Annotated in this window: 16 protein-coding genes; 9 read left to right on the top strand and 7 right to left on the bottom strand. The window is 72.5% G+C overall.

All coding sequences use genetic code 11. From position 1 onward, the window contains the following. Nucleotides 1-9 precede the first annotated feature (9 nt). Nucleotides 10-162, bottom strand: coding sequence for a hypothetical protein (locus ACZ7N4_RS10235; RefSeq protein ID WP_014674826.1), 153 nt, complete (start codon nt 160-162; stop codon nt 10-12). Nucleotides 163-439: 277 nt separating this feature from the next. Here ACZ7N4_RS10235 and ACZ7N4_RS10240 point away from each other — a divergent pair, with 277 nt between their 5' ends. Then, nucleotides 440-1,345: an NYN domain-containing protein gene (locus ACZ7N4_RS10240; RefSeq protein ID WP_471355976.1), complete on the top strand. Its 906-nt coding sequence runs from the start codon at nt 440-442 to the stop codon at nt 1,343-1,345. On the opposite strand, the gene ACZ7N4_RS10245 is transcribed toward ACZ7N4_RS10240, so the two are convergent. Together ACZ7N4_RS10245 and ACZ7N4_RS10250 are read right to left on the bottom strand one after the other, a co-directional pair. Further along, nucleotides 1,342-2,223: an alpha/beta fold hydrolase gene (locus ACZ7N4_RS10245; protein WP_471355978.1), complete on the bottom strand. Its 882-nt coding sequence runs from the start codon at nt 2,221-2,223 to the stop codon at nt 1,342-1,344. The genes ACZ7N4_RS10240 and ACZ7N4_RS10245 overlap by 4 nt on opposite strands. A gap of 223 nt (nt 2,224-2,446) precedes the next feature. Further along, nucleotides 2,447-4,993, bottom strand: coding sequence for a DEAD/DEAH box helicase (locus ACZ7N4_RS10250; RefSeq protein ID WP_471355981.1), 2,547 nt, complete (start codon nt 4,991-4,993; stop codon nt 2,447-2,449). Nucleotides 4,994-5,496: 503 nt separating this feature from the next. Between ACZ7N4_RS10250 and ACZ7N4_RS10255 the strand changes: the two genes are divergently transcribed. Continuing rightward, on the top strand, nt 5,497-6,243 hold the full coding sequence (locus ACZ7N4_RS10255; RefSeq protein WP_471355984.1) for a ferritin-like fold-containing protein: 747 nt from the start codon (nt 5,497-5,499) through the stop codon (nt 6,241-6,243). A 42-nt stretch (nt 6,244-6,285) separates the two neighbouring features. On the opposite strand, the gene ACZ7N4_RS10260 is transcribed toward ACZ7N4_RS10255, so the two are convergent. The 4 genes from ACZ7N4_RS10260 to ACZ7N4_RS10275 form a co-directional block, all read right to left on the bottom strand. Continuing rightward, nucleotides 6,286-6,555, bottom strand: a complete 270-nt coding sequence (locus ACZ7N4_RS10260; protein ID WP_471355986.1) for a hypothetical protein — start codon at nt 6,553-6,555, stop codon at nt 6,286-6,288. A gap of 223 nt (nt 6,556-6,778) precedes the next feature. After that, the gene (locus ACZ7N4_RS10265) at nt 6,779-7,006 is read right to left on the bottom strand and encodes a DUF3107 domain-containing protein (protein ID WP_471355988.1); all 228 of its coding nucleotides are present in this window, start codon (nt 7,004-7,006) and stop codon (nt 6,779-6,781) included. 144 nt (nt 7,007-7,150) lie between these two features. Beyond that, nucleotides 7,151-7,792, bottom strand: coding sequence for a TetR/AcrR family transcriptional regulator (locus ACZ7N4_RS10270; protein ID WP_356855333.1), 642 nt, complete (start codon nt 7,790-7,792; stop codon nt 7,151-7,153). A gap of 258 nt (nt 7,793-8,050) precedes the next feature. Continuing rightward, on the bottom strand, nt 8,051-8,284 hold the full coding sequence (locus ACZ7N4_RS10275) for a hypothetical protein (RefSeq protein WP_471355991.1): 234 nt from the start codon (nt 8,282-8,284) through the stop codon (nt 8,051-8,053). Nucleotides 8,285-8,496: 212 nt separating this feature from the next. Here ACZ7N4_RS10275 and ACZ7N4_RS10280 point away from each other — a divergent pair, with 212 nt between their 5' ends. The 7 genes from ACZ7N4_RS10280 to ACZ7N4_RS10310 all read left to right on the top strand — a co-directional run bounded on the left by ACZ7N4_RS10280 (nt 8,497) and on the right by ACZ7N4_RS10310 (nt 16,678). Next, nucleotides 8,497-9,525 carry an alpha/beta fold hydrolase gene (locus tag ACZ7N4_RS10280; RefSeq protein WP_471355994.1) on the top strand — a complete coding sequence of 343 codons (1,029 nt, stop codon included), beginning with the start codon at nt 8,497-8,499 and terminating at the stop codon, nt 9,523-9,525. A gap of 8 nt (nt 9,526-9,533) precedes the next feature. Beyond that, nucleotides 9,534-10,895 carry a DUF3152 domain-containing protein gene (locus tag ACZ7N4_RS10285; RefSeq protein WP_471355996.1) on the top strand — a complete coding sequence of 454 codons (1,362 nt, stop codon included), beginning with the start codon at nt 9,534-9,536 and terminating at the stop codon, nt 10,893-10,895. A 56-nt stretch (nt 10,896-10,951) separates the two neighbouring features. Continuing rightward, nucleotides 10,952-11,047, top strand: a complete 96-nt coding sequence (locus ACZ7N4_RS10290; RefSeq protein WP_345942578.1) for an Ms4533A family Cys-rich leader peptide — start codon at nt 10,952-10,954, stop codon at nt 11,045-11,047. A gap of 232 nt (nt 11,048-11,279) precedes the next feature. Beyond that, nucleotides 11,280-12,998 (top strand): ABC transporter substrate-binding protein, encoded by a 1,719-nt coding sequence (locus tag ACZ7N4_RS10295; RefSeq protein WP_471355999.1) that lies wholly within the window; start codon nt 11,280-11,282, stop codon nt 12,996-12,998. Nucleotides 12,999-13,002: 4 nt separating this feature from the next. Beyond that, nucleotides 13,003-14,070 carry an ABC transporter permease gene (locus tag ACZ7N4_RS10300; protein WP_471356002.1) on the top strand — a complete coding sequence of 356 codons (1,068 nt, stop codon included), beginning with the start codon at nt 13,003-13,005 and terminating at the stop codon, nt 14,068-14,070. Further along, a complete protein-coding gene (locus ACZ7N4_RS10305; protein WP_471356004.1) occupies nt 14,067-15,065 on the top strand; it encodes an ABC transporter permease in 999 nt (332 codons plus the stop codon). The genes ACZ7N4_RS10300 and ACZ7N4_RS10305 overlap by 4 nt, the downstream gene beginning before the upstream one ends. Beyond that, nucleotides 15,062-16,678 (top strand): dipeptide ABC transporter ATP-binding protein, encoded by a 1,617-nt coding sequence (locus tag ACZ7N4_RS10310; protein WP_471356006.1) that lies wholly within the window; start codon nt 15,062-15,064, stop codon nt 16,676-16,678. The genes ACZ7N4_RS10305 and ACZ7N4_RS10310 overlap by 4 nt, the downstream gene beginning before the upstream one ends. Nucleotides 16,679-16,709 lie beyond the last annotated feature (31 nt).

The raw sequence follows: 16,709 nt of genomic DNA on the forward strand, positions 1-16,709 counted from the left end.
CCGTACGGGCTACGAGGCCGGGGTCTCGGCCGGGCGGATCCACAGGCGCTGCCCTATGGCGGCGGCCTGCTGAACGATCCGGTTGACGGAGGCGGCGTCCACGACGGTACTGTCCACGGCGGTGCCGTCGACCTCGTCGAGTCGCATGATTTCGAAGCGCATGGGCTTCTCCCTTCGTCTGGTCATCCTCCTGCGGAGAACTACTTGGTGTGACGTCTGGTGTATCCAGCGTCGTACGTAGTCAACACGCGGCTTGTTACGAACATTCCCTACGCTAAAGAAATTTTTCGAACGACTAATTACTGACTGGTAAGCCGCCGGGTGCCGACGCCCGACAGGTCGAGACCGATCAGGACCGACGGGGATCGACCGGGATCGATGAGGGTCGGGATCAGGACGGATCGGGACCGGTTGTGTTCGGTATGTGACCACCGGGACAATGGAGGCAATGAACGACGACCTGGCCGCCCTCGGTGTCCGCATCAACCGCACGAACGAGCTGCTCGAACGCATGCTCGCCGAGGTGGCGAAGACGCCCTCCACCCACGCGATCTTCGTCGACGCGGGCTATCTGTACGCGGCCGCCGGCCGGCTGGTCGCCGGAACCGAGGACCGCCGCGCCTTCGACCTCGACGCCGAGGGCCTGATCGACGCACTGATCGACAAGGCCCGCTCGATCTTCGCGGACAGCCGGCTGCTCCGCGTGTACTGGTACGACGGCGCCCGGCGCCGCATCCACACCGCCGACCAGCAGGTCATCGCCGAACTGCCCGACGTCAAGGTCCGCCTCGGCAACCTCAACGCCAACAACCAGCAGAAGGGCGTCGACTCGCTCATCCGCACCGACCTGGAGTCACTCGCCCGCCACCGCGCGATCAGCGACGCGGCCCTCCTCGGCGGTGACGAGGACCTGGTCTCGGCGGTCGAGGCGGCCCAGGGCTACGGCGCCCGCGTCCACCTGTGGGGCATCGAGGCGCCCGAGGGCCGCAACCAGGCCGAGCCGCTGCTCTGGGAGGTCGACAGCCAGCGCACCTTCGACCTGGAGTTCTTCAAGCCGTACGTCTCCCGGCGCACGGCCGCCGCGTACGACACGGCCGGCGGCGACCGCCCCACCCGCGAGGACGTCCGCTTCGTCGGCGCCCAGATCGCGGCACGCTGGCTCGCCTCCCGGGGCCGTGAGGCGATGGTCGAACTCTTCCCCGGCCACCCCTACCTGCCCGGCTCCGTCGACCAGGACCTGCTGGTCGAGGCCGAGGCACTGCTGCAGTACTCCCTGCGCGGCCAGGCGGACCTGCGGCGTGCCCTGCGGGACGGGTTCTGGGAGCATCTGCAGGCACAGTACTAGGCCTGCCCGGCCACGCCGTCCCAGAAGTCGGCGAGGGCGCGGGCCGTCTCCGCGGGGCGGTCGGTGTTGGGCGAGTGCCCGGCGCCCTCGACGACCGTCCGGCGCGCCTCCAGCCGTACGGCCATCTCGTCGAGCAGCGGCAGCGGCCAGGTGTCGTCCAGCGCGCCCGACAGCACGTGGAACGGCAGCGGTACGGCCGCCAGTTCGGCGACGCGGTCCGGTTCCGTGCACAGCTGGCGTCCGGTGGCGATGAGTTGGGCGGGCTTGGTGGCCAGCCAGCGGCGCCGCAGGTCGTCCCGGTCGTCCAGCCCGGCGTCGAGCGCGGGCGTGTCCGTCTCCTCCGGCGGCTCCATCGCCTGGATCGCCTCCCACACCTCCGCCATGCCCAGCACCGCGAGCGCGTCCCGGAGCAGCTTCACGCGCTGCTGCTGGGACGTCGAGATCTGCGCCGGACCGGAGGACATCAGAGTGAACGACACGAAGGGCGTGTGGTCGAGCAGGACGGCCGCGCGCGCGACCTGTCCGCCCAGGGAGTGCCCCAGCAGGTGCACCGGGCCGCCGATCGCCTCCGCCTGCGCGAGCACGTCCCGCGCCAACTCCTCCTGCGCGTAGGCGGACTCGTCCGTCGCGGGGCCGTCCGACTCGAACTGGCCCCGCCCGTCCACGGCGACGGTCCGGTATCCGCGCTCGGCGAGCGGCACGTGCAGCGGGTTGAAGTCCTCCTTGCTCCCGGTGAACCCCGGCAGCAGCAGCGCGACGCCCCTGGGCTGCGCACCGGGGGCCGCGGGAGCGTCCACCACGGCGAACTCACCGCGAGCCGTTCGCAGCGGGTACGCACGGGCGCCGGGGGGCGGGACGAAGGTGGGCGGCCTGCTCATGGGGAGAGGTTATCGGCAGGGGGCGGGAGTACGGGGGGTGGGTGGTGGGGGAGGGGCGGGGTGAGCTGCGGGTTTCGGAGTGGGTGCGGGGTTGGGGGCGGTTCGGGGTGGGGGTGCGGCGGGGGCCGGGGGCCGCGGGGCGGGAAACGCCGATGGCCGGGTCCACTGTCGTGAACCCGGCCATCGGACCGGTTGACGTCGTCACCGCGCACGCGGCGCCGGGTCAGGCCTCGGGGGCCTCCGCGGCGGCCGTCACCTTACGGGTCCGGCGCCGGGGCTTGACCTCAGGCTCCTCGGTGGCCTGCGCCGGAATCTCCGGAGCGGCCGCCTCGGCCACGGCCTTGCGGGTCCGCCGCGCCTTGGGAGCGGCGGCCGCCTCACCGTCGACGGTGTCCGCGGCGGCCTCGGCGGCAGCCGTGGTCTTGCGGGTGCGGCGGGGCTTGGCCTCGGCTTCGGCCTCGGTGGCTTCCGGCGCGGTGGCCGCGGTCTTGCGGGTGCGGCGCGGCTTGGTCGCGGTCTCGGCCTCGGTCGTCTCCGGTGCGGCCGTGGTGGCCTTGCGGGTGCGGCGGGGCTTGGTCTCCGTGCCTTCCGCGGTGTCCGCGGCGGCCTCGGCGGCAGCCGTGGTCTTGCGGGTGCGGCGGGGCTTGACCTCGGCCTCGGCCTCGGTGGCTTCCGGAGCGGTGGCCGTGGTCTTGCGGGTGCGGCGCGGCTTGGTCGCGGTCTCGGCCTCGGTCGTCTCCGGTGCGGCCGTGGTGGCCTTGCGGGTCCGGCGCGGCTTGGCCTCGGCCTCGGGGGCGTCGGGCGTGGCCGGCTCCGCTGCCTTGCGGGTGCGGCGGGGCTTGGTCTCCGTGCCTTCCGCGGTGTCCGCGGTGTCCGCGGCGGCCTCGGCGGCAGCCGTGGTCTTGCGGGTGCGGCGGGGCTTGACCTCAGCCTCGGCCTCCGTGGCTTCCGGCGCGGCAGCCGCGGTCTTGCGGGTCCGGCGCGGCTTGGCCTCGGTGGCTTCGGCCGCTTCCGGTGCCGTCTCCGGCTGAGGGGCCGGCTCGGCCGTCTTCCGGGTGCGGCGGCGCGGCTTGGTCTCCGCGGCCGGAGCGGTCTCGGGCTCGGCCACGGGGCTGTCCGCGATCACGGGCTCGGCCACCGGGGCCTCGGCCACGGCCGGCTCGGTCGTCACGGCGGCATCGGTCGCCGGAGCGTCCGACGCGGCCGACTTGCGCGTGCGGCGGCGGCGCGGCTTCTCCGGGGCGTCCACGACGGCGGGGCCCTCGGCGGTGACCACCGTCTCGACGGCGGCGGTGTCGACGGCCTCGGCGGTCGCCGCGGGTGCCGCGGCGGCCGTCACCGGCTCCGCCGACGCTCCGCCACGGGTACGGCGACGGCGGCGCGGAGTGCGGGCCTCGGCCGTCGTCTCCTCCGTACCGGCGGTCTCGGCGACCGGTGCGGCGGCCGCGTCCAGCGGCGCTCCACCGCGGGTGCGGCGGCGTCGGCGCGGCGTACGGGCCGGACGCTCACGCTCGGCCGGGGCCGGCTCGTCACGGCCACCGCGTCCACCGCGGCCACGGCCGCGCGCACCACGGCCACCGGTCTCGCCCAGGTCCTCCAGCTCCTCCGCGTCCAGACCGGCACGGGTGCGCTCGGAGCGCGGCAGGATGCCCTTCGTGCCCTGGGGGATGCCCAGGTCGGAGAACAGGTGCGGGGAGCTGGAGTACGTCTCCACCGGGTCGTTGAAGTCCAGCTCCAGCGCCTTGTTGATCAGCTGCCAGCGCGGGATGTCGTCCCAGTCGACGAACGTGATCGCCGTACCCTTGGCGCCCGCGCGGCCGGTGCGGCCGACCCGGTGCAGGTACGTCTTCTCGTCCTCGGGGGACTGGTAGTTGATGACGTGGGTCACGCCCTCGACGTCGATGCCGCGGGCGGCGACGTCGGTGCAGACCAGGACGTCGACCTTGCCGTTGCGGAAGGCCCGCAGGGCCTGCTCGCGGGCGCCCTGGCCGAGGTCGCCGTGGACCGCGCCGGAGGCGAACCCGCGGCGCTGGAGCTGCTCGGCGATGTCGGCGGCCGTGCGCTTGGTACGGCAGAAGATCATCGCCAGTCCGCGGCCCTCGGCCTGGAGGATGCGGGCGACCAACTCCGGCTTGTCCATGTTGTGCGCGCGGTAGACGAACTGCTTGATGTTCGCGACCGTGGCGCCCTCGTCGTCCGGCGCGGTGGCGCGGATGTGCGTGGGCCGGGACATGTAGCGGCGCGCGAGGCCGATGACCGCGCCCGGCATGGTGGCCGAGAACAGCATGGTCTGGCGCTTGGCCGGCAGCATGCCGATGATCTTCTCGACGTCGGGCAGAAAGCCCAGGTCGAGCATCTCGTCGGCCTCGTCCAGGACCAGGCACCGGACGTGCTTCAGATCCAGCTTCTTCTGGCCCGCGAGGTCCAGGAGCCGGCCCGGGGTGCCGACGACCACGTCGACGCCCTTCTTCAGGGCTTCCACCTGGGGCTCGTAGGCCCGGCCGCCGTAGATCGCGAGGACGCGCACGTTACGGACCTTGCCGGCCGTCAGCAGGTCGTTGGTGACCTGGGTGCACAGCTCGCGCGTGGGGACGACGACGAGCGCCTGCGGGGCGTCGGTGAGGGCGTCGGGGGTGGCGCGTCCGGCCTCGACGTCGGCGGGGACGGTGACGCGCTCGAGGAGCGGGAGGCCGAAGCCCAGCGTCTTGCCGGTGCCGGTCTTGGCCTGGCCGATGACGTCCGTGCCGGAAAGGGCGACGGGAAGCGTCATCTCCTGGATGGGGAAGGGAGTGGTGATGCCGACGGCCTCCAGGGCCTCGGCGGTCTCGGGAAGGATTCCGAGTTCTCGAAACGTCGTAGTCAGGGTGCTGCCTCTTCTGTGTGCGCGGTGCGAGGCGAGCGAGCGGGGGTCATGTCTGACCGTGCCGGGGACGTCGGCTGCCGTACGGATCAACCACTCGGGCGAGCCGTATGACACGGGACCTCTGCCGACGCTCTAGCGCTCGTACCGCTGAGGGTCCCTCCTGCCGTCGTACGATCACTGCCGTACGGCCTTGGAGGGCTGTCGGGTCGGAGCCGATCGGGCCACCGACCGGGCATCCTCATGCGTGCGGCCTGTCGGGACGCGTCGAGCATCGTCGACGCACTCTGGCAGGCGCAATACCACCATACCCCGGAATCGCGCACACGCGATGGCCGAATTGGTCACGTAGTCGTGGTCACACTCGTTGACCAGGGGTTGAGCGGTGCGTCAAGCGGGCTATTGTGCGCCTCATGACTAGCTCTGACAAGCCTGAGAAGCCGTCCTCCGAAGCCACCGAACCCACCGGTGTCGCCGCCCGGGACTGGGCGCAGGCGTCCGCCGACCCGCAGTACCGCGCCGCGGTCGTGGACCTGCTCGGCGCGCTCGCGTACGGGGAGCTGGCGGCGTTCGAGCGGCTCGCGGAGGACGCGAAGCTGGCCCCGACCCTCGCGGACAAGGCGGAGCTGGCGAAGATGGCCTCGGCCGAGTTCCACCACTTCGAGCGGCTGCGGGACCGGCTGACCGGGATCGGCGAGGAGCCGACGGCCGCGATGGACCCGTTCGTGGCCGCCCTCGACGGCTTCCACAAGCAGACCGCTCCGTCGGACTGGCTGGAGGGCCTGGTCAAGGCGTACGTCGGCGACTCGATCGCGAGCGACTTCTACCGGGAGGTCGCGGCCCGGCTCGACTCGGACACGCGCGAGCTGGTGCTGGCCGTGCTGGACGACACCGGTCACGCCGGGTTCGCGGTGGAGAAGGTGCGGGCCGCCATCGACGCCGACCCGCGCGTGGGCGGCCGGCTGGCGCTGTGGGCGCGCAGGCTGATGGGGGAGGCGCTGTCGCAGTCCCAGCGGGTGGTCGCGGACCGGGACGCACTGTCCACGATGCTCGTGGGCGGGGTGGCCGACGGGTTCGACCTCGCGGAGGTCGGCAGGATGTTCTCGCGGATCACGGAGGCGCACACCAAGCGGATGGCCGCGCTGGGCCTCGCGGCGTAGCGCTCCGTGGGGGCGCACCCCGGCTCGCCGAGTGGGGCTCCTTCACGCCGTCGCTGATCGGCGGCCCAGGCGGCCCGTCGGGCGCAGGAGCAGGGACAGCGACGCCACCGCGATGATCGCGGCGCCCACGAGGCTGAGCAGGGCGGTGCCGGGGCCCAGGGCGGTGTGGGTGACGAAGGCGCCGCAGAGGGCTCCGGCCACGCCCGTGCAGAACACCAGTGGGCGGGCCGGCAGCCGGTGGGCGAGGCGGTGCGTCGCCGCCCACGCGAGGATCAGACCCAGCACGGCGGAGCCGAGTGCTTCGAAGATCATGTAGGGGTCCCTCCCACGGCCTGTCTGGCTCGACGGTCGTACCCCGTCTTACCCGTGACCTGCGGTTGGCAACCCTGCGCTGTGGAGAGGTTGTGCTCCGTCTGTGTACGCGGCCCCGTCCGTGTGAGCGGTCCCGCGCGGGCACAAGGCCGCGTCCGTGGGCGCGGTGGATGCGGAAGGGCCCGGCGGCACACGGCCGCCGGGCCCTTCGCACGACTGTCGTCTACAGCGTGCCGAAGCCCACCTTGCGAACGGTCGGCTCGCCGATCTCCACGTACGCCAGACGGTCCGTCGGCACCAGGACCTTGCGGCCCTTCTCGTCCTGGAGGCTCAGCAGCTGCGTCTTGCCGGCCAGCGCGTCACTCACCAGGCGCTCGACCTCCTCGACGCTCTGACCGCTCTCCAGAACGATCTCGCGGGGCGCGTGCTGCACGCCGATCTTGACCTCCACGGCTATGTCCCTCCGACGGTCAGTGATGTGCGCGATCATCCGCGCCGTACCCCGCACACATTAGCCCGGTGAGGGGACGTACACGCTGCGGGCCGGAACGCCAGGAGCGAACACCGCGCGGGAACAAACGCGGAGCGCGCGGCCTCAGTGGTGCTCGGTGCCGTGCAGCGGGAAACCGGCGATGCCCCGCCAGGCCAGGGAGGTCAGCAGCTGCACCGCCTGGTCGCGCGGGACACTGCGGTCGCTGTGCAGCCAGGAACGGGCCACCACCTGGGCGAGTCCGCCCAGGCCGGAGGCGAGCAGCATGGACTCCGCGCGCGAGAGGCCCGTGTCCTCGGCGATGACGTCGCAGATGGCCTCGGCGCACTCGTTGGTGACCTTGTCCACGCGCTCGCGCACGGCGGGCTCGTTCGTCAGGTCCGACTCGAAGACCAGACGGAAGGCCCCGCCGTCGTCCTCCACGTAGGCGAAGTAGGCGTCCATCGTCGCCCGCACGCGCTGCTTGTTGTCGGTCGTCGACGCCAGCGCGCCGCGCACGGACTGGATCAGTGACTCGCAGTGCTGGTCCAGCAGCGCGAGGTAGAGGTCGAGCTTGCCGGGGAAGTGCTGGTAGAGCACCGGCTTGCTCACGCCGGCCCGCTCGGCGATGTCGTCCATCGCCGCCGCGTGGTAGCCCTGCGCGACGAAAACCTCCTGAGCGGCGCCCAGCAACTGGTTCCGCCGGGCTCGGCGCGGCAGACGGGTGCCGCGCGGGCGTGCTGCCTCAGTTTGCTCGATGGCTGTCACGCCGCCTCCCAAAGTCGTCCACATGCGGTGTCGGCCGCGTCGCCATCGTACGTTTCGGTAACCCCGGTGTGCGCGGTGCGGACGCAGAATTTCACGTACCGGACGAGGGCGGAAGGCCGAACGGGCCGCCCGCCGCGGCCGGCCGGGTCCCGCGTGGCCCGCGAGATCCGCGACGGCGGCCCCGCGAGGCCGGCGACGGTGAGCCGGTGAGGTCGGCGGCGGCGGGCCGGTGAGGTCGGCGGTGGCGGTCCCGCGGCGTCAGCGGTAGTCGTCCTCGTCGAGCGACACCACGCGCGCCTGCTCGACCAGGTCGGCCACGTTCCCGCGGTCCGGGTCCATGCCCGTCAGGGGGTCGTCGCGGTCCGGCGCGATGTCCGCCTGCTGCTCGGCGGCGTCCACCTCCGGCGCCTCGACGTCCCGCTCCGGCACCGCGCCGGTCTCCAGTTCGTCGACGTCCTCGATCGCGTCGGGCTCGATGGGGTCATAGGCCATGGTGGGCTCCCTTCCTACGAACGTCCCTGGGTAGAGCAGGGGCCACACGCGGGTGCCCTCTGTACGAGCCTAGGAGACCGCTGATCCTGACGCCATGCCGTCAGGGCCGTTCGCCGCACTGGGTTCGCCGCACCGGTTCTCCAGCTCCGCGCGGGTCAGGCTGTGACGGCGAACACACGAACCCCGGCGTGATCACCTCGTAACATTGCCGCATGTCTTCGACCGAGTTGCCGACCCCGCCGGCCGCCAGTGTGCTCCCCAGGGTGGCGCCCGTCCGGGTCGGCGAGGGCGAGCGGCTGCGGTCCGTGGGCCTGCCCGGCGTCACGCTGTCGGTCCGTTCCCGGCCCCCCGCGCGCGAGGGCCTGCCGCCCGCGCTGTACGTCCACGGGCTGGGCGGCTCCTCGCAGAACTGGTCCTCGCTCATGGCCGAGCTGGACGGTGTCGTCGACAGCGAGGCGGTCGACCTGCCGGGCTTCGGCGACTCCCCGCCCCCGGACGACGGCGACTACTCCGTCACCGGGCACGCGCGCGCGGTGATCCGCTGTCTGGACGCGGCCGGCCGCGGCCCGGTCCACCTCTTCGGCAACTCGCTCGGCGGCGCGGTCGCCACGCGCGTGGCCGCCGTACGCCCCGACCTGGTCCGTACGCTCACGCTCGTCTCGCCCGCCCTGCCCGAGCTGCGGGTGCAGCGCACCGCGGTGCCGACGGGGCTGCTCGCCGTGCCCGGTATCGCCGCACTGTTCACCCGGCTCACCAAGGAGTGGACGGCCGAGCAGCGGGTGCGCGGCGTCATGGCGCTCTGCTACGGCGATCCCGGACGGGTGTCGCCGGAGGCCTTCCGGCATGCCGTCGAGGAATTGGAGCGGCGGCTGCGCCTGCCGTACTTCTGGGACGCGATGGCCCGCTCCGCGCGCGGGATCGTCAACGCGTACACGCTCGGCGGACAGCACGGGCTGTGGCGCCAGGCAGAGCGGGTGCTCGCCCCCACCCTGCTGATCTACGGCGGCCGGGACCAGCTCGTCGGCTTCCGCATGGCCCGCAAGGCCGCCCGTGCCTTCCGTAACTCCCGTCTGCTGTGCCTGCCGGACGCCGGACACGTGGCGATGATGGAGTACCCGGACGTGGTGGCCGGTGCCTTCCGGGAACTCCTGGCGCAGGCTGCCGGCTCCCGCGAGGGCGCCGACGCCGACGCCGAGGCCGGTGACGGTGACGGTGCCGTCGCCACGGGCGCGAGGAGCTGAGGGCCGGGGTGGGACGTCACAGCCGCCGCGGACCGGCCTCCAAGAGCGATTCCGCGGACATAGCCGCACGGCGCGGGGAGCGACGGGGTGCACGCCCCGACGCCGAGAGGGACGGCGCGCCGGGTGCCCCCGGCGCTGGCCAGGGGGCTCCTGACGGCGCTCCCCGGTTTCCCGAGGGCACTCCCGGCCGGGGGGTGCCGAGGACGGCCGACGGATCTCCGGCCCGTGGTGTGCCGAGGGCCGGCGGCGACGCGCCGGTGTTGGGGGTGCGGGGCGGGCATCCCGAACAGCGGGAAGCCGGCGGTGGCTGGGGGGAGTTCACCGGCCGGGCCGGCGGCGCCGGCGGGCCCGGTGTCGTGCTGCCCCGGCAGCGGCGGGCGGAGCCGGGTGATCCGGGACCGGGTGGGGCGCGGCGCCGCCGTGGCCCCCGGCAGGAGTACCTCGACGCCTTCGACGGGTCCGGAGCTGGCAGCGAGGACGTCAGGGGCACCCGGGACACCGGGGACGCCCCGGACACCGACGAGACCGGGGCCCCCGCGTCCGGCGCCGCCGTGCCCGCGCAGCGCGGCGGGACCAAGGGGTGGGCCTTCACCGGCATCGCGGCGGCCGCCGTCACCACCGTGCTCGCGGTGATCGTCGCCGGCCAGGTGGCCGAGGGACGGGACGGGGACGCGCAGGCGGAGTCCGCCACCGGCCAGGTCCACGACGCGGGTGCCCCCGTCGACGTCCCGGGCGTGCCGGCACCCTCGGGCGGGCCGAGCGCGGTGACGCTGACGTACGACCAGAAGATGGGCGAGAAGTACCCGCTCGGCGCCACGCTGGCCGGGCCGGGGAAGTTCGACGCCGTGCCCGGACTCGACAAGGCCCCCGGCAGCGGGCAGAAGTACCGCTACCGCGTCGATGTCGAGCAGGGCCTGGAGCTGGACGGCGCGCTGTTCGCCGAGGCGGTGCAGAAGACCCTGAACGACAAGCGCAGCTGGGCGCACGGCGGTGCCCGCACCTTCGAGCGCGTCTCCTCCGGCAAACCCGACTTCGTGATCACGCTGGCCAGCCCCGGCACCACCGCCAAGTGGTGCGCCAAGTCCGGTCTGGACACCACCGAGGACAACGTCTCCTGCGACTCGGCAGCGACCGAACGCGTCATGATCAATGCGTACCGGTGGGCTCAAGGCAGCAAGACATACGGTGACCGGATCCATGCGTACCGGCAAATGTTGATCAACCATGAAGTCGGCCACCGGCTGGGCCACGGCCATGTCACCTGCCAGAAGGACGGCGAGCCGGCCCCCGTCATGCAGCAGCAGACCAAGTTCCTCGATCACGACGGGATCCACTGCCGGCCCAACCCCTGGCCGTACCCCACGAGTTGACCGGGTTCACTTATGTCACATTGACATGAGTCGTGAGTTCATACATATTTCTGCGCATGTGGTCTAGTCATGCCGTCCGTGGGAGCGCCGCCATCGAGCTGGCGCTCATCGGTGTGACCGCGCTCTGCGTGGCCGACATCCACTGTCGCTGACGCCGCCTTCCCGGCGTTCGCGTCGCGACTCCTTTTCCTCTTCGTCCGTGGCTGTGCCACGGATGTCTCGACGACCCGACGCCGGGGCCGACGTCTGCCCGCAGCCGTCTCACTCCTCGTCCACATGTCTCACCTTTCGAGAAGCGATCGAGAACCGCGCGAGAAACCCTCGACCAGGTCCTGATCGACTCTTGATCAACCCCGTCACGTCACCCGAGAGGTCGTCATTCCGATGCGTCAACCGTCCGTCATAGCGCGCCGCGTGGCAGCGGCATCCGTCAGCCTGGTCGTGGCAGCGGGCGCCGCCGCCTGCGGCCCTGAGGACAGCGATGCCAAGGGTTCCGGTGGCGACTCCCTGCCCCACAAGGGCGGCACGCTCACGGTTCTGAACTCCGAGCCGCAGACCGACTTCGACCCCGCGCGCCTGTACACCTCCGGTGGCGGAAACGTCCCCTCGCTCGTCTTCCGCACCCTCACCACGCGCAACCGTGAGAACGGCGCGGCCGGCGCCAAGGTCGTCCCGGACCTCGCCACCGACACCGGGCGCCCCGACAAGAACGCGACCGTGTGGACGTACACCCTGAAGAAGGGCCTCAAGTACGAGGACGGGACGCCGATCACCTCCGCCGACATCAAGTACGGCATCGAGCGCTCCTTCGCCCCCGAGCTCTCCGGCGGGGCGCCCTACCTGCGGGACTGGCTGGTCGGTGCCGCCGACTACCAGGGGCCGTACAAGGACAAGAAGGGCCTGTCCGCGATCGAGACGCCGGACGCCCGGACCATCGTCTTCCACCTGAACAAGCCCGAGGGCGAGTTCCCGTACCTCGCCACCCAGACGCAGTTCACCCCGGTGCCCAGGAGCAAGGACACCGGCACCAGGTACGAGTCGCATCCGGTCTCCTCCGGCCCGTACAAGGTCGTCAGGAACGAGAACGACGGCGAGCACCTCGTCCTGGAGCGCAACACCCACTGGTCGGCGGCGACCGACGGGGAGCGCAAGGCGTACCCGGACAGCATCGACGTGCGCTCCGGCCTCGACTCCTCGGTGATCAACCAGCGGCTGTCCGCGTCCCAGGGCGCGGACGCCGCCGCCGTCACCACGGACACCAACCTCGGCCCGGCCGAACTCGCCAAGGTGACCGGCGACAAGAGGCTGGCCGCGCGCGTGGGCACCGGCCACTTCGGCTACACGAACTACCTCGCCTTCAACCCGAAGGTGAAGCCGTTCGACAAGCCGGAGGTGCGCCAGGCGATCGCCTACGCCATCGACCGGTCCTCCGTGGTCAACGCGGCCGGCGGCAGCGCCCTCGCCGAGCCCGCCACCACCTTCCTGCCGAACCAGAAGTCCTTCGGCCACACGCCGCACGACCCGTTCCCGGCGGGCGCGTCCGGCAACGCGGCGAAGGCCAAGGAACTGCTGAGGCGGGCCGGTTACCGAAGCGGCCTCACGGTGACGCTGACCCACTCCAACAACAAGGACTTCGAGACCAGCCCGGAGATCGCCACCGCCGTCCAGGACGCCCTCAAGAAGGCGGGTATCACGGTCAGGCTGCAGGGCCTGGAGGACAACGACTACCGGGACAAGATCCACAGCGTGAAGACCGAGCCCGGTCTCTTCCTCGCCCACTGGGGTGCCGACTGGCCGTCCGGCGGCCCCTTCCTCGCCCCCATCTTCGACGGCCGGCAGATCGTCAAGGACGGCGCGAACTTCAACACGGGCCAGCTCAACGACAAGTCGGTCAATGACGAGATTGACGCGATCAACAAGTTGACCGACCTTGACGCCGCCGCCCAGCGGTGGGGCGCACTGGACCAGAAGATCGGCGAGAAGGCCCTCGTCGTGCCGCTGTTCCACCCCGTCTACAAGCGGCTGTACGGCTCGGACGTCAAGAACGTCGTCATCAGTGACTGGACCGGCGTCCTGGACATCTCCCAGGTCGCGGTGAAGTAGCGCCGTGAGCGAGGCACTTGCCGCCGTCGAGACCGCCGGGACGGACCTCTCCGTCCCGGCGGTCTCGGGGGCACGTCAGTTCTGGCGGCGGCTGCGTGCGCAGCGGGCCGCCCTGGTCGCCGCGGCCGTCGTCGCGCTGCTCGTCCTGGTCGCGCTCGCCGCGCCGCTGCTCACCGCCCTGGAGGGCCAGGACCCCACCACGTACCACCCCACCCTGATCGACTCCGCGCGCGGGGGCGTGCCCATCGGCTCCTTCGGCGGCGTCGGCGCCGACCACTGGCTGGGCGTCGAACCGCAGACCGGACGCGACATGTTCGCCCGGCTCGTCTACGGGGCGCGGGTCTCGCTGGGCGTGTCACTGGGCGCCACGCTGGTCCAGGTCGTCCTCGGCGTGGCCATGGGCGTGGCCGCCGGACTGGGCAACCGCTGGGTCGACCTGGTCCTGAGCCGTGTCACCGACCTCTTCATCTCCATGCCCCTGATGATCATGGCGCTCGCGCTGCTGGCCGTCGTGCCGGGCAGCTTCCCGCGCCCCGTCCTGGTCGCGCTGATCATCTCGCTGGTCGCCGGGTGGTCCACGATGGCGAAGATGGTGCGCGCGCAGACCCTGGCCCTGAAGAACCTCGACTACGTCGCCGCGTCCCGGCTCAGCGGCTGGAGCACCTGGCGGACCGCCGTGCACGAACTGCTCCCGGGCCTGGCCGCGCCGGTCATCACGTACGCCGCGCTGCTGATCCCGTCGAACATCAGCGCCGAGGCGGCCCTGTCCTTCCTCGGCGTCGGCGTGAAGCCGCCCACCCCCTCGTGGGGCCAGATGCTCACCTCCGCCGACGTCTGGTACCAGGCGGCCCCGCAGTACCTGCTGCTGCCCGCGCTCGCCCTGTTCGTCACCGTGGTCGCGATGACCGTCCTCGGCGACGGCGTCCGCGTCGCCCTCGACCCGCGCGCCGCCTCGCGCCTGCGCATCGGCACCGGCCGCAAGCGGGAGGCGCGCGCCGACACCGCCGTACCCGCCGGTGAAGCGAGCAAGCCGAGCAAGCCGAGCAAGCCAAGGAAGGAGGACCGGCCGTGAGCGGCTTCACCGGCTTCGTGCTGCGCCGGGTCATCGGCGCCGTGGTCACCCTGTTCGTGCTCTCGGTGGTCATCTACGTCGTCTTCTACGTCACCCCCGGCGACGTCGCCCAGATCACCTGCGGCCCGCGCTGCTCCCCGCCCCAGGTCCACCAGGTGGCCCGGCAACTCCATCTCGACGACCCGCTGTACGTGCGCTACTGGCACTTCCTGCAGGGGATCTTCGCGGGCCAGGACTTCTCCACGGGCACCTCCGTGGAACACTGCCCGGCGCCCTGCCTCGGCCAGTCGTACCAGAGCGGCCGCCAGGTCACCGACATCCTCCTGACCAAGCTGCCGGTGAGCTTCTCGCTGGTGCTCGGCGCGATGGTGATCTGGCTCGTGCTCGGCGTCGGCACCGGAGTGCTCTCCGCATGGCGGCGCGGCCGGCTCTCCGAACGCGTCCTGACCGCGGTCACCCTCGCCGGCGTCGCCACGCCCGTCTTCGTCATCGGCCTGGTCCTGATGATCGTCGTCTGCGGAGAACTCCGGCTGTTGCCCTTCCCGCAGTACGTGAACTTCACCGACGACCCCGAACAGTGGGCCTGGAACCTGCTGCTGCCCTGGTTCTCCCTCGCCCTCATCGAGGCGGCCAACTTCGCCCGGCTGACCCGGGCGTCGATGCTGGAGACACTGGCCGAGGACCACATCCGCACCTTCCGGGCGTACGGCGTCGGCGAGCGCGCGGTGATCGCCCGGCACGCGCTGCGCGGCGCGACGGCCTCCGTCATCGCGCTCAACGCGGTCACCTTCGGCTCGGCCATCGGCGGCGCCGTCCTCACCGAGACCCTGTTCGGGCTGCCCGGCATCGGCCAGGAGCTGGTGCACGCGGTCAAGGTCGTCGACCTGCCGGTGGTCGTCGGCATGGTCCTGGTGACCGGCTTCTTCGTGGTCCTCGCCAACGCCGTCGCGGACGTCCTGTACGCGGTGGCCGACCGACGGGTGGTGCTCGCATGAGCCTGGTGGAAGCCGCCGGCACGAACCTGGTGGACGTGACGGACCTGACCGTCGAGTTCGGCGCCCTGCGCGCCGTCGACGGGCTCTCCTTCAGCCTGGCGAAGGGCGCCGCCCTCGCCCTGGTCGGCGAATCCGGCTCCGGCAAGTCCACGGTCGCGGGCGCCCTGCTGGGCCTGCACCGGGGCACCGGGGCCCGGGTCGGCGGCTCGGTGCGGGTGGCCGGCACCGACGTACAGGCGGCCTCGGACGCGGAACTGCGCCGGCTGCGCGGCGCGAAGGCCGCCATGGTCTTCCAGGACCCGCTGTCCTCGCTCGACCCGTACTACGCGATCGGCGACCAGATCGCCGAGGTCCACCGCGTCCACGCGCGCGTGTCGCGGCGCGCCGCACGCGCGCGTGCCGTGGAGGTTTTGGAGCGGGTCGGCATCCCGGAGGCGGCGCGGCGGGCCCGGTCCCGCCCGCACGAGTTCAGCGGCGGCATGCGCCAGCGCGCGCTCATCGCCATGGCCCTGGCCTGCGATCCGGACCTGCTGATCGCCGACGAGCCGACCACCGCGCTCGACGTCACCGTGCAGGCCCAGATCCTCGATCTGCTGCACGAACTGCGCGAGGAGACCGGCATGGGGCTGCTGCTCGTCACCCACGACGTGGGTGTGGCCGCCGAGAGCGTGGACGAGCTCCTCGTCATGCGGCACGGCAGGGCCGTCGAACGCGGCCCGGTCGGCGCGGTCCTCGCGGCACCCGCCGAGCCGTACACCCGCGAACTCCTCGACGCCGTCCCGCGCGTGGACGCCCGCCGGACCGGCTCCCCGGCCACCGACGAGGTCGTGCTGGAGACCGTCGGCGTGCGGCGCGCGTTCGGGCGCGGCAAGCGGGCGCTGACCGCCGTGGACGACGTCTCGGTGACCGTCCGGCGCGGGGAGACCCTCGGTGTGGTCGGCGAGAGCGGCAGCGGCAAGACCACGCTCGGCCGCATGCTCGTCGGGCTGCTCGAACCCACCGCCGGCGAGATCCGCTACGCGGGGCGCCCGCACACCGGGGTGAACCCTGCCGTCCAGATGGTCTTCCAGGACCCCGTCTCCTCCCTCAACCCCCGCCGCAGCGTGGGCGAGTCCATCGCCGACCCGCTCCGCGCGCGCGGAGACCGGGACGAGGAGCGCATCCGGGGGCGGGTCAGGGAACTGCTGGAGCGCGTGGGGCTCGACGGGGCGCACTACGACCGCTACCCGCACGAGTTCAGCGGCGGACAGCGCCAGCGCATCGGCATCGCGCGGGCGCTCGCCGCCGAGCCGCGCGCCATCGTGTGCGACGAGCCCGTCTCCGCGCTCGACGTCACCACCCAGGCCCAGGTGGTCGCCCTGCTCGGCGAGCTCCAGCGGGAACTCGGCCTCGCGTTGGTCTTCATCGCGCACGACCTCGCCGTCGTCCGCCAGGTCAGCGACCGGGTGGCGGTGATGCGGCGCGGCCGGCTCGTCGAGTACGGGCCCGCCGACGAGGTCTACGACAGCCCGCGCGAGCCGTACACCCGGCAGCTCCTGGCCGCCGTACCCGCGCTCGACCCGGAGCTGGCGGCGCGGCGGCGTGCGGCCCGGCGCGCACCGGCGACCGTCTGACGCCCGGCGTGCACCGGCGGCTGTCCGGCGC

The sequence above is a fragment of the Streptomyces sp. NPDC107654 genome (assembly GCF_055639035.1).